The organism is Sphaerisporangium fuscum, from assembly GCF_018531465.1.
GTDB lineage: Bacteria > Actinomycetota > Actinomycetes > Streptosporangiales > Streptosporangiaceae > Sphaerisporangium > Sphaerisporangium fuscum.
Genome location: NZ_JAHDTF010000056.1, coordinates 1 through 13,966, shown reverse-complemented (window position 1 = coordinate 13,966; position 13,966 = coordinate 1). Strand labels below are relative to the sequence as shown.

Genomic DNA, 13,966 nt, shown 5'->3' with positions numbered 1-13,966 from the left:
CACGTCATCCGTACGGATGTGGGACGGACGGGGCCGCGGTTACGGTCGCCGCCGGAGGTCGGCATGAGGAATCGCTGGGGCACCCGTCTGTGCGCGGCACTGACGGTGGTCACCCTTGTCATCAACGTCGCGGGCCAGGGAGCCTACGCGGCCCCCAAGGAGGCCACGCTCCCCGGGCAACGGCTGGGCTCGGCGGCCGGCCGCGCCCACCAGGTGACGGCGGACGCGACCCGGGCGCGGGCCGAGACGCCGGAACGGGCCGCCGCCAAGCCGCCCAAGGGGACCGCGCCCCGGGAGGAGCCGAAGCCGCCCAGGCCCGTCTCCCGTCTGTCGAACCCACCGCAGAAGGTGGGCGCGGCGAGCGGCAGACCCGGCAACGGGGAGGTGCGGGGGTTCGACGCCGGGCAGAGCCGGGTGGCGCCCAAGCTGGGTGACGCGACGTCCAGGGTCTTCCAGAATGCCGACCACACCTACACGGTGCGCACGTACTCCAGGCCGGTGCGCTACCGGACGGCCGCCGGGGAGTGGGCGGACATCGACCTGAACCTGACCAGCGCGGGCGGGCGCTGGCGCCAGGCGGCCAACGACGTGGGGATCGAGGTGGCCGACGACGCCGCCGACCCCAGGTTCGAATCGCTCACCCTGGACGGGGAACACAGCCTGTCCTTCGCCCTCCCGGCGACAAAAAGCGCCAAAGCCAATATCTCCGGAAATATCGCTAAATACAGCGGAGCGCTGCCCGGGACGGATGTCGAGGTCGAGACCACCTGGAACGGCTTCAAGGAGTCGCTCGTCCTGACCTCGCGCCAGGCCGCGACCGGCCCCTGGGACTTCTCCTTCCAGGCCGAGGGCCTGACCCCGCGGAGCTCGGCCCAGGGGGTGGAGTTCGCCGACGAGCACGGCGCCGCCCGGATCACCGTCCCCCCCGGATTCATGCGCGACGCCAAGGGCGCCCGCTCCGACGCGGTCCGCTACACCCTCGCCGGCGGCGTCCTGCGCGTCAGCGCCGACCAGAAGTGGCTCCACGCGAAGGACCGCGCGTTCCCGGTCGTCGTCGACCCGTCCTCCTACGTGCGCACCACCAGCAACGCCGCCTCCGACACCTACGTCGACAATCACTCCGGCGCCAACCATTCCGGCAGCGACCAGCTCCTGGTCGGCTCCCAGGACGGCACCAAGCGCAACAACGCCTACATCAACTTCAACCTCGCCTCCCAGATCCCCCATGCCTACGTGACGGGCGCGGCGCTCTTCCTCTACAACACCCTGTCGAACTCCTGCTCGGCCAACCCCGTCACGGTGAAGGCCATCACCAGCAGCTGGAACGTCGGCACGATCGCCTCCTATCCCGGCGTGACGCTCGGCGACACCTGGGGTTCGGCCGCCTTCACCGGCGGCGTCACCTGCGGCGGCGCCGCCTGGGCGTGGATCGGGATCAACAGCACGGGCCTGTCCACCCTGTCGGACTGGGCAAACGGCGCGGGCAATTTCGGCCTGGCGCTGACCGCCGACGGCTTCAAGGAGTTCGCCAGCGCCGACTCGGCCAATCCGCCGTACCTCCAGGTGGACTACACCCCCTGGCGGGCGCTCTACGTGATCGACTCCGGCGCCGCGATCGACCCGCCTGTGACGGCCAACGGCTTCGGCAGGCTCCCCGTCACGGTGATCAACAACGGGATGAACTCCTGGCCCGCCGGCACGGTGAAGCTGGGCTACAAGGTGTACACGACCGGCGGCGCCTTCGTGGGCGGCTCCACCGCGGCCGCCGGCCTGCCCGGCACGATCGGCAACAACGGCTCGGCGAAGCTGAGCGCCACGATCGACCCGCTGAACCCAGGCTCGTACGAGATCTGCTGGGACATGGTGACGAACGGGCAATACTTCTCCGACTGGGGGGTGCCCGTCTGGTGCGTGAGCCTGACCGTGGCCGACGTGCCGCCCCAGATCGACTCGATGTGGCCGGGCAGCGGGTACGTGGAGTCCACACTGACGCCGGAGTTCACGGTCACCGGCCATGACCAGGACGAGTGGCCCGGCGGTTCGCTGAACTTCATCTTCAACGTCTGCCTGGTGTCCGCCCCCGGGACCTGCCCTGCGACCGGCCTGGTGAAGGGCGATTCCAACACCGGTGAGCAGACCGCGAGCTGGACGGTGCCGCAGGGCAAGCTCAAGTGGGGCGAGCAGTACATGTGGGACGCCCTGGTCACCGACGGCAAGAGCTCCAGCCCGGCGACCGCCTGGAGCACGTTCCGCACCGTCGTGCCGCAGCCCCTGGTCTCCTCGCACGTCTCCGACGGCGCGGGCACGTCCGCCGTCAAGGGCATCGACCCGCTGACCGGCCAGTACTCGGCCACCACCACCGACGCGAGCCTCACCACCGCCGGTCCCGCGCTGGCGGTCACCCGCTCGTACAGCAGCCTGAACTCCCGCCCGGGGATGTTCGGCGTGGGCTGGACCACCGCCTACGACATGAAGGTCGTCACCGACCAGGACCTCACGGGCAGCGTCGTGGTCACCTACCCCGACGGGCGGCAGGCGCGCTTCGGCCGCAACCCCGACGGCACGTACGCGCCGCCCGAGGGCCGGTCGGTCAGTCTGGTGAAGACCGACCTGGCCTGGTTCCTCCGCGACAGGTCCGGCGGCGCGTACGTGTTCGACCCGAACGGCCGGTTGACCGCGATCTACGACGACGACCAGCACGGCGAGTACCTCACCTACAACGGCGACGGCACCCTCGCCAAGGTCGTGAACAAGGTCAGCGGCCGCGGCCTCTACTTCACCTGGAGCGGCGGGCTGGTGACCTCGGTCGCCACCGACCCGGCGCAGGGAGCGCCCGCCTGGACCTACACCTACCTCTACGGCCTGCTCGCCCGTGTCTGTCCCCCGGGCACGACGACGTCCTGCACGAAGTACACCTACAAATCGGTGTCGCACTACCGGACGGCCGTCGTGGACGCCGCCCCCGCGATGTACTACCGGCTCCACCAGGACGCGGCCAACGAGGTGCGGCTGTTCACCGGCCAGGACGACGGCGTGGCGGTCAACCTGGCCTACGGCGCGGCGGGCGCCCCGGCCGGGACCACCGACGGCTCGGCGACGTTCAACGGCACGAGCTCCTACCTCCGCATGCCGTACAGCATCACCGACGACACCACCTACGCGGCCGTCGGGATGTGGTTCAAGACCACCAAGGCCGGCGTGCTGTACGGCGCGCAGTCGGACACGCTCGAGGACTCCCGGGGCCCGCTCCCCTGGGGCTTCCTGCCGATGCTCTACGTCGGGACCGACGGGCGGCTGTACGGCCAGATGGCCGACGACGGCAGCTGCGGATCCATGAAGTCGACCGCGGCGGTGAACGACGGGACCTGGCACCACGTGGTGCTGACCTCGAGCGGAACCTGGCAGGTCCTGTACGTGGACGGGTCACCCGTGGCCAGTCGCTCCAAGCAGATCATGGCGACGCGCCTGCCGTACGCCAGCGTCGGGGCGGGCTACGTGACCACCTCGGGCTGGTGCCCCGCCGCGCCCGCCGACGCGCGCGGCCACTTCACCGGCCAGATCGACGACCCCGCCTTCTACACCCACCCGCTCGGTCCCACGGCCGTCGCCGCCCAGTACGCCGCCGGGCAGCCCACGGCCGGCCTCGAGACGGTCAACCTGCCCTCGGGCAAGCTGCAGACCACACTCGCCTACGACACCCAGAACGACCGCGTCGCCTCGGTGACCGACGCGGGCGGCGGCCAGTGGCGGGTCCACCTCGCCCAGACGCAGGCCGACGCCGCGTACTACCCGAACGCGGTCCTGGGCGCCCGGCCGCGCGAGTACTACCGCCTGGCCGAGTACTCCGGCACCCGGGCGGCCAGCGCGGCGTACGGCGACGGGCGCGACACCGACGCGACCTACCACAACGTCACCCTGAACCAGACCGCGCCCATGTTCCTGGCCACCGGCGACACCGCGGCCGGGTTCAACGGCTCCACCTCCTACCTGGAACTCCCCGACGGCGAGATCAAGGGGGGCGGCGACCTGTCGGCGGAACTGTGGTTCAAGACCGCCAAGCCCGGCGTCCTGCTCGCCTACCAGGCCCAGGCCATCACCGACCCGGCCGGGCCGCAGGCGAACTACACCCCCGCGCTGTACATCGGGACGGACGGCCGGCTGCGCGGCCAGTTCTGGGACGGCGCCGCGATCGCGCCGATCACCACGAGCTCGGCCGTGACCGACGCGAGCTGGCACCACGTCGTCCTGACGGCCTCCGGCGACACCCAGTGGCTCTGGCTGGACGGCTCCCAGGTCGGGGTCAGGTCCAAGGGGCCGGTGTCCACGATCGCGCAGACCCACGTCTACGCCGGCGCCGGCTTCATCGCGGGCGCCTGGCCCGCCAAGCCCTCGGACATCCTGGGCCACTTCAACGGCACCCTCGACGAGGTGGCGATCTACTGGAGCGGCCTGAACACGGACGCGATCGAGGCGCACTACCACGACGTCGCGACGTTCGGCATCCCCGCCACCACCGTGCTCGCGACCGACCCCGGCACCAAACCCATCGTCTACACCTTCGACCCCCTGCACGGCGGCCGTCCGACCTCGCTGTACGACGCCTCGGGCGGCACCACGCGCTACGGCTACGACCTCAACGGCAACCTGGCCTCGGTGACCGACCCGGACGGGCACACCACCCAGCTGTTCAACGACGACCGGGGCAACCCGGTCATGAAGGTGACCTGCCGGGGACCGCGCTCCTGCCAGACCTCCTACTTCACCTACTACCTGAACTCCAAGGACCCGCTGGACGCCCGGAACGACAAGCTCACCGGCGCGTTCGACGCGCGGGCCACCGCCGGGAACGACGCGGCGCACCGCACCGGTTACACCTACGACAGCTCGGGCGACCTGCTCAGTGTCACCACACCACCCGTCGCCGGCTCCGCCACCGGTCGCACCACCAAGTACGCCTACACCGACGGCACCGAGGCCGCCGTCGACGGCGGCACCGTCCCCGGCGGGCTCCTCGCCTCCGTGACCACCCCCGGCGGCAGGACCACCAGGTACGGGTACCGCCAGAACGGCGACCTCGCCCAGGTCGTGGACCCGGCCGGGCTCACCACCAGGTACGACTACGACGGCGCCGGCCGGCCCACCTCCTCGACCCAGGTCTCCGACGCCTTCCCGAACGGCGTCACCACCTCCATGGGGTACGACGCCCTCAACCACCTCACCGCAACCGTCGGCCCCGCCACCACGGACGTGATCGGCGGCGTCAAGCACCTGCCGTGGGTCATCTACACCTACGACGCCGACGGCAACGTCACCCAGGTCGACCGGACGGACCCCGCCGGCAAGGACGTCACCCGCACCACGGTCTACACCTACGACTCCGCCGACCGCGTCTCGTCCGTCAAGGACGCCGCCGGCAACACCACCGTCTACGGGTACGACGCCTACGGCAACCTCAGCAGAACCGTGGACGCCACCGGCGCCGATCACCGGCGCGTCTACGGGCCGACCGGACTGCTGCTGACCACCAGCCTGGCCAACTGGGTGGGCGACCCGCTGGACGGCGAGTCCCCCAAGGAACTGGTCCTCGAATCCCGCGCCTACGACCCCGCCGGGCGGCTGGCCACGGTCACCGACGCCATGGGGCGCACCACCCGGTACCACTACTACGACGACGACCTGCTCGAATCGGCCTGGGCCGAGGGCTTCCACAACGCCGACGGAACCACCCGGGACATCCCGCTCCAGCGGAACACCTACGACGGCGCGGGCGACCTCGTCCAGCGGGTCACGGGCAACGGCAAGAGCACGACCGCCTACACCGTCGACGCCGCCGGCCGGATCACCGAGGCCCTGCTGGACCCGTCCGGCATCAAGCGCAAGACCACCTACGGCTATGACGACGACGACCACCTGATCTCGCTGGTCCAGGCGCAGGACGGCGCCTACTCGTGGACCACGTTCGGTCTCGACGCGATGGGCCGGCCCCTCTCGCGGAAGGTCTTGAACGGCGACGGGTGGCTCGCCACCTCGTGGACCAGGGACCAGCGCGGCCTCCCCCTGACGATGACCGATCCCCGCGGCAAGGTGACCGACTACACCTATGACGAGGCGGGCCGGCTCACCACGACCAAGGCGCCGGCGGTGTCCGTCGAGCACCTGGGCGGCGCACCGTACGACGTGAGACCGACGACGCGCACCGGCTACAACAGCTTCGGCGACGCCGTGACGAGCGAGGACACCGAGGGTTACCGGACCACGACCACCTACGACGGCATGAGCCGGCCGCTCGTCGTCACCTTGCCGCCGTACACGCAGCTCGGCGCCGGTGCCACGGTCACCGGGAGCTCCACCACGAAGTACGACGAGCTGGGCCGGGTGACGAGCGTCACGGACGCGCTCGGCCACGGCGAGACCTACACCTACGACCAGCTGGGCGACGTGGTCGCCGCCACCGACGCGGCGGGCGGACGGTCGCGGTCGGGCTTCGACGCGGCCGGGGAGTGGATCTGGACCCGGGACCAGGCGGGCCGGGTGACCGGGGCGACGTACGACGACCTCGGCCGCCGCGTCTCCAGTACCGTCATCGACCGCACACCGGCCTCCGCCGGGTACACCACGGGCTACGAGTACGACGACGCGGGCAACCTGACCTACGTCACCATGCCGTCGGGCGCGCGGACCCAGTTCGGCTACAACGCGGCGGGCGAGGTCGTGGCCGACGTGGACCCGCTGACCCGCGCCCACTGGTACACCCGCGACCACGCCGGCCGGGTGACCAAGGTCCTCAACCCGGACGGCACCAGCCGCACGCTCACGTTCGACGGAGCCGGGCGGGCGACCGCGGCGGCCGACCTCGACGCGTCGGGCGGGCGGCTGCGGTCGACGACGGTCGAATACGACGCCGGGGGCAACCCGATCACCGTGGACACCCCCGGCGGCGGGGTGACCACCTACGAGTACGACGCGCTGAACCGGCTGACCGGCCAGCACGAGAAGACCACCTCGACGCACACGATCACCACGTCGTTCGGCTACGACGCCGCCGGCAACCGCACCCGCTTCACCGACGGCGACGGCGAGGCGACCGTCTACGCCTACAACCCGTGGAACCTCCAGGTGGCGATGCTCGTCCCGGCGACGGCGTCGTACACCTCGGTCGCCGACCGGCGGACGATCACCGACTACGACGCGGCCGGCCGTCCCGTCAAGGTCACCAGGCCCGGCGGGGTCACCGTCGTCCGCGCCTTCGACGAGCTGAACCGGCTCACCGGGGAGACCGGCGCGGGCGCCGAGACCGCCACGACCGCCCACAGCTTCGGCTACGACGCCGTCGGCCGGCTCACCTCGGCCGGTGACGACACCTTCGGCTATGACGACCGCGACCATCTCGTCAGCACGGCGGGGCCGTCCGGCACGGCGTCCTTCACCTACGACGCCGACGGCCGCATGCGCACCCGCACCGACAGGGCGGGCACGGCCACCTACGGCTACGACGGAGGCGGCCGGCTGTCCACGGTCCGCGACCCGCTCACCGGCGGGACCGCGACCTACTCCTACGACACGATGGACCAGCTCAAGACGGTGGACTACGGCGGCATCACGCGCTCGTTCGAATACGACGCGCTGCACCGGCCGACCTCCGACACGCTGAGGACCACCGCGGGCGTGGTACCGGCCGCCATCGCCTACGGCTACGACGACGCCGGCCGGCTCGCCGGCAAGACCACGACCGGTACGGCGGGCGCCGCGGCCAACACCTACGGCTACGACCTCGCGGGCAGGCTGACGTCGTGGAACTCGGTCGGCTACGAGTACGACGACGCGGGCAACCGCACGAAGGCCGGCACGACCGTCGCCGTCTACGACGCCCGTGACCAGCTGGTCTCCGACGGGTCGGCCTCCTACGCCTACTCGGCTCGCGGCACCCTGAGATCCAGGACGCCGGCCGGCGGGAGCGCGAGCGCGACGAGCTACGACGCGTTCGACCGGATGATCACCGATGGTGCCGCCACCTACGCCTACGACGGGCTGGACAGGCTCGCCTCGGCCGCGGGCACCGCGTTCAGCTACTCGGGCCTGGGCAACACCCCGGCCGCGGCGGGCGCGGAGACCTACGGCAGGGACCCGGCGGGCGGCGTCGTCTCCGTCGCGGGCCTGTACGCCTACACCGACCGGCACGGCGACCTCACCGCCACCTTCACCGGCGCCGGCGCGCTGGCCGATTCGGCCGCCTACGACCCGTACGGGAAGGTCGTCGCCAGCTCGGGCACCAAACGGGGCATCGGCTACCAGGGCGGCTGGACCGACCCGGGCACCGGCAAGGTCAACATGGCCGCCCGCTGGTACGACCCCGGCACCGGCGCGTTCTCCAGCAGGGACACCCTCGAGGTGAATCCGGTGCCGTCGGCGAACGGCAACCGCTTCGCGTACGCGGGCGGCGACCCGGTCGACCACGTGGACCCGACCGGCCACTTGTACTGCAACGTCGAGTGCGAGATCCGGCTCTTGGGAGAAGTGCTCCTGAACGGCGGCGAAGCGTCCGCCGGGGAGGCGGCCGCGGCCGCGCGCAGCATGAGGGTCTGCGGCCGTTTCATGATCTCCTGCATCGTGGCCGGGGCGCTCCTGATGATGCTGGGGGGACGGCCGGCCACTTCCACCGACATCGGCAACGACTTCGACACCAGCCCCTGGTCCGCACCGTGCGACTGCGGCACCGGCACCTCCTCACCGAGGAATCCGGGCAAGGCGAGGTTCGCGGGCGGGTTCAGCCTGTCGGAGGAGCCGGTGCGGGTAAAGCTCCCGCCGCCTCCGCCGCCCACGCCGCAGCAGCTGGCCGACAAGGCCGCGAAGACGCGCGCGACCAGGCCGGGTCCCATCGACCACGACCGGCTGCCCGGCCCGGCGGGCACCTCGCTGACCGACGCGCTCGACAAGGGGCTCAACCACAGCGTCGACAACGCCATCGGCAAGATCCTGGACAGGGTCGGCGTGGCCTTCACGCCGATCGAGGCCGGAGCGGGTGACGGGCAACCCAACGGCGGCCTCGACCCGGCCCCGCACGTCGTCGGCGGATGCTCGGGAGTGTTCGGTGCGGACGCGATGCAGGAGTGCCGCGTCGACCCGGGACCGGGCGTACCGCCCGACCCCGAGGTGCAGCTGGACCCCTGCCGTGGGGTGACCGGTGTCGGCGCCTCCTGCGGGGAGGACGAACTGGATCCGGAGGCCGCGCGGTACGGCGGCGGCTACGGCCAGTGGCGTGTGGGCGAGGAGGACGCCGAATGGGTCACGCTGTGGCGCTTCGCCGACAAGCGCACCTTCGAGGCCGTGGTGCCGAAGCTGTGGCTGGGGCCGGCCGATGTCCTGCAGGAAGAACTGCGGTTCTTCCGGGGGAACGGTGACACCGCCTACCTGGAGTGGCGGGGGCAACAGCACATGACCGGACGTGGCCTCGACCGTTCCCCGTTCATATCCCTGGCCGAAAGCTTCACCGTGGCCTCCTACTCGCCGGACCCGGACCTGAAGAACATCGTCCGCAATGCCCCGCACCTGGGCCTGTTCAGGGTCCCCGTCACCAAGCTCTACTTCCCCAGCCGCTTCAACGAGCTTTCCAGCAAGGAGACCGAAGTCCTCTACTTCGGCCTGGGCCTGGAGAAATACCTGGTCACCTGGTTCGACAACCCGCTGCACGGCTACCCCGGACGGCCGGACGACGACGACTTCAGCTACGACGACCCGTGGTGACCGCCGCCGCCACGGCCTCCGGCCGCCCGGCCGGAGGCCGTGCGCGTCCGGGGTGTGTCAGTGGGAGCGGATCAGGCCCTTGCGGACGGCCGCGGCGACGGCGGCGGTGCGGGAGTCCACCCCGAGCTTGCCGTAGATGTGCACGAGGTGGGTCTTGACCGTGGTCTCGCTCAGGAACATGGCCCTGCTGATCTGCCGGTTGCTCAGCCCGTCCGCGACGTACCGCAGCACCTGCAGCTCCCGGGTGCTGAGCGTCGTGGCGGGGGCGCGCACCCGGTCGACCAGGCGGGAGGCCACGCCGGGCGCGAGGGTGCTCTCCCCCACCGCGGCCGACCTGATCGCCGCGTGCAGGTCCGCGGGCGGGGCGTCCTTGAGCAGGTAGCCGATCGCGCCCGCCTCCAGCGCGGTCAGGATGTCGGCGTCGGTGTCGAAGGTGGTCAGCACCAGGACCCGCGAGGCGCCCTCGGCGACGATCCGGCGCGTCGCCTCGCTGCCGTGGATGCCCGCCCCCAGTTGCAGGTCCATCAGCACGACGTCGGGCGTCAGCTCGGCGGCCCGGGCGACGGCCTCCTCGCCGGTGGCCGCCTCCCCCACCAGTTCCAGGTCGTCCTGGCCGGCCAGCATGGCGCGCAGCCCGGAGCGGACCACGGGATGGTCGTCGGCCAGCAGGATCCGGATCGGCGCCCTCAACGGGTCACCTCCGGCCGCGCCAGGGGCAGGGTGAGCGCGACGGCGGTCCCCTCGCCGGGGACGGACTCCACGTCGAGGCCGCCGCCGAGGGCCGACGCCCGCTCCCGCATGGCCCGCAGCCCGTACCCGGTCCCCGGCGGGGTGTCCGGGTCGAAGCCGCGGCCGTCGTCCACCACGTCCAGCACCACCGCGTCGCCGAGGTAGCTCAGGGTCACCCTGGCGTTCGCGGCCCCGGAGTGCCTGCCGACGTTGCCCAGGGCCCCCTGGGCGACGCGCAGGAGCGCGAGGTCGTAGTCGGACGGCAGCTCCACCGGGTCACCGGAGACCTCGAAACGGACCTTGGTGGGGGTGCGCGCCGCCGCGGACTCGCTGATCCTAGACAGGGCGGCGACGAGGGAGGAGTGCTGGAGGGCGGGCGGCGCCAGCGCCCGCACGAAGTCGCGTGCCTCCTCCAGGTTCTCCTGCGCGGCCTGCTCGGCCTCGCGGATGTGGGCCCGCGCCGCGTCGGGGTGGACGGTCAGGTCGCGCCCGGCCGCGCGCAGCAGCAGGATGATGCTCGACATCCCCTGGGCCAGGGTGTCGTGGATCTCCCTGGCGAGCCGTTCCCGCTCGGCCAGCCGGGCGGCGTCACGCTCGGCCAGCACCAGCTTCTCCCGGGTGCTGACCAGGTCGTCGATGAGGCGGCGGCGCTGCTCGCTCTCCGAGTAGAGCGTCTTGTACACCAGGGCCAGCAAGGTGGCCACGATCGCCCCGATCGTCGGCCCGACCACCACCGCGGGCGACAGGCCGCCCGTGTGCCAGCCGGCCGAGCCGATCGCGAAGGCGGTGAGCACGACCAGGCCGGGCAGCGCGGCCCGCAGCGGCAGCAGGTGCAGGTAGGCGAAGAACAGCGGGAAGGCCAGCCACACGAACTCCTGCGCGAACAGGGCCAGCGCCACCCAGCCGAGAGTGATCGCCGACAGCCAGATCCGTCCGAGGACCAGGTGGACGGGCCCGCCGAAGTCCGGCATCCGGCGTTCGATCCCCAGCCCGACGGCGTAGGCGAGGCCGAGCAGCGCGCCGGTCGCGGCGACCGCCGGGCGGTCCTCGTAGGCGACCTGGACGACGGCGATGACGAGCAGGACGGCGAAGGTGCCGTGGATCGCCCATCGCAGCAGCCGAAGAGCGGGAGGAAACGGAAAATCAAGCATTTCTCGCTCAGGGTAGTCGGCCGTCGACGCCGAGGAATCCTTCAAAAGGTTGATTCCGGGCCGACCGAAGGAGCGGTGCGGGACGGAGCCTGCCGACGACGCGCGACGAGGGCCGGCGGGCCCAGGCTGAGTCCGTCCGCAACCACCCCATCCTCAAGGAGAGTCGCGCCGTGTTCGTGGCGCTCAGAGAACTACGTTTCGCCAAGGGACGCTTCGCCCTGATGGGCGCCGTCGTCCTGCTCATCACCCTGCTGGTGACCATGCTGTCGGGGTTGACCGCCGGCCTCGCCCGGGAGAACGTCTCGGCCGTCGCCGACCTGTCGGCCGACCGCGTCGTCTTCTCCACGGGGAAGGGGCCGGACGGCGAGCCCGCCGAGCCGTCCTTCTCCGACAGCCGGATCGCCGAGCACACCTGGCAGGCATGGAAGGAAGTGGACGGCGTCGTCGCCGAACGGCTCGGCGTCGGCATGGGACGGCTCACCCTGGGCACCGGCGACCAGCGGGGCACGGCGGTGGCCGTGTTCGGCGTCGAACCCGGCGGCGCGTCGGCCCGCGGGGCGGGGGCCGCCGTGGAGGACGGCAAGGTGGTCCTGTCGGCCGCGGTGGCCGAGGAGACCGGGCTGGCCGCCGGTGCGCGGGTGAACCTCCTCGGCCGCGAGTTCACCGTCGCCGGGGCCGGGACCGCGGCGTCCTACAGCCACGCCCCGGTCGTCTGGATCACCATCGGCGACTGGCGGCGGATCGCCGCGCCGCAGGACGGGGACGTCGCCGCCACCGTCCTCGCCCTGCGCGTCGAGGGCGATCCCGGCCTGGCCTCCACCGACGCCCGCCTGGGCACCACCACCGTGACCCGCGACGCCGCACTGACCGCCATCGGCTCCTTCTCGTCCGAGAACGGGTCCCTGCAGCTCATGCGGGGTCTGCTGTTCGCCATCTCCGCCCTGGTCATCGGCGCGTTCTTCGCCGTGTGGACGATCCAGCGGCGGGGGGACGTCGCGGTGCTCAAGGCGCTGGGCGCCGGCACCGGCTACCTGCTGCGCGACGCGCTCGCCCAGGCCGTGATCGTGCTGCTCGCCGGGGCCGGCGCGGGCGGCGCCATCGGGGCGGGGCTCGGCGCCCTGGCCGAGGGCGCCGTCCCGTTCGTCCTGTCGGCCGCCACCACGCTCGTCCCCGTCGCCGTGATGATCCTCCTCGGGACGGCCGGGGCGGCGCTGGCCATTCGCAAGATCACCTCCGTCGACCCGCTGACCGCGCTGGGAGCCTCCCGATGAGCCTCGAACTCACCGACGTCGTCCTGACCTATCCCGACGGCGAGCGCACGCTGACCGCCCTCGACCACGTCGGCCTCACCGTCGCGCCGGGGGAGTTCACCGCCGTCGTCGGCCCGTCGGGGTCCGGCAAGTCCAGCCTGCTCGCCGTCGCCGCCACCCTGATCACGCCCGCGTCGGGAAGGGTCGTCGTGGCCGGGCACGAGGTGAGCGCCGCGAGCCCCGCCGTCCGGACCCGGGTCCGCCGGGAGCACATCGGCATCGTCTTCCAGCAGCCCAGCCTCCCGGCCTCGCTGACCGCCCTGGACCAGCTCGTGGTGATGGCGCATCTGGCGGGACGCTCCCCGCGCGAGGCCGCCGCGCGGGCCCGCGAGCTGCTGGCGGCCGTGGACCTGTCGGGCAAGGAGCACAAGCGGCCCCACCAGCTCTCGGGGGGCGAGCGGCAGCGCGTCAACATCGCCCGCGCCCTGATGAACCGGCCCGGGGTGCTGCTCGTCGACGAGCCGACCAGCGCCCTGGACCACCGGCGGGGAGAGCTGATCGTCTCGCTGCTGGCCGGCCTGACCAGGGACAACGGGCTGGCCACCGTCATGGTCACCCACGACCTCGCCACCCTCGGCCTGGTCGGCACCGTCCTGACGATGGCCGACGGCAGGCTCGGCGCGGCGGACGCCGTCCCCGCGGGCCGGGCCGCGACGCGACCGTGAGGGGCATCGGGCCGGGCCGGTGCGGACGGGGCGGCCCTCCACGCCGGCGGCCGGCATCGCCGTCCCGCCCGGCTCGGCCCGCCGGACGCGATCTTCACCCTGTATCGAGGCCGGCCCGCCGCCTTCAGTTGGGACGCCAGCTGATCCGCCCATGGCGCGCCGCCATGACGGACGCCTCCTCCATGCCGACACTTTGCGTGGTCATTACCTGACCCTTCGTGTTCGACCTCGAGGAGGACATCGTGACACTCATCGATCGGCGGGGCTTCGGCAGGCTGGCCGGGCTCGGCGCCGTCGGGTCGGTCGTGGCGGCGGCCCCCGCCGTCCCGGCCACCGCGGCCCCGGCGCGGCCCGCCGGCGCGCCGCACGA

At 72.2% G+C, this 13,966-nt stretch carries 5 protein-coding genes; 3 read left to right on the top strand and 2 right to left on the bottom strand.

Going from position 1 to position 13,966, the window contains the following annotated elements:
• Positions 1-63: 63 nt before the first annotated feature.
• Positions 64-9,741, top strand: coding sequence for a LamG-like jellyroll fold domain-containing protein (locus KIK05_RS48610; protein ID WP_214416964.1), 9,678 nt, complete (start codon positions 64-66; stop codon positions 9,739-9,741).
• A 57-nt stretch (positions 9,742-9,798) separates the two neighbouring features.
• Here the strand turns inward: KIK05_RS48610 and KIK05_RS44425 are convergent, their stop codons facing one another.
• A complete protein-coding gene (locus KIK05_RS44425; RefSeq protein WP_214416963.1) occupies positions 9,799-10,431 on the bottom strand; it encodes a response regulator in 633 nt (210 codons plus the stop codon).
• Positions 10,428-11,621 carry a sensor histidine kinase gene (locus KIK05_RS44420; protein ID WP_214416962.1) on the bottom strand — a complete coding sequence of 398 codons (1,194 nt, stop codon included), beginning with the start codon at positions 11,619-11,621 and terminating at the stop codon, positions 10,428-10,430. Before KIK05_RS44420 ends, KIK05_RS44425 begins: the two co-directional genes overlap by 4 nt.
• Before the next feature lie 170 nt (positions 11,622-11,791).
• On the opposite strand from KIK05_RS44420, the gene KIK05_RS44415 reads away from it, so the two are divergent.
• Complete coding sequence (locus tag KIK05_RS44415; RefSeq protein WP_214416961.1) at positions 11,792-12,892, top strand: ABC transporter permease; 1,101 nt, start codon at positions 11,792-11,794, stop codon at positions 12,890-12,892.
• Positions 12,889-13,596 carry an ABC transporter ATP-binding protein gene (locus KIK05_RS44410; protein ID WP_214416960.1) on the top strand — a complete coding sequence of 236 codons (708 nt, stop codon included), beginning with the start codon at positions 12,889-12,891 and terminating at the stop codon, positions 13,594-13,596. Before KIK05_RS44415 ends, KIK05_RS44410 begins: the two co-directional genes overlap by 4 nt.
• Positions 13,597-13,966 lie beyond the last annotated feature (370 nt).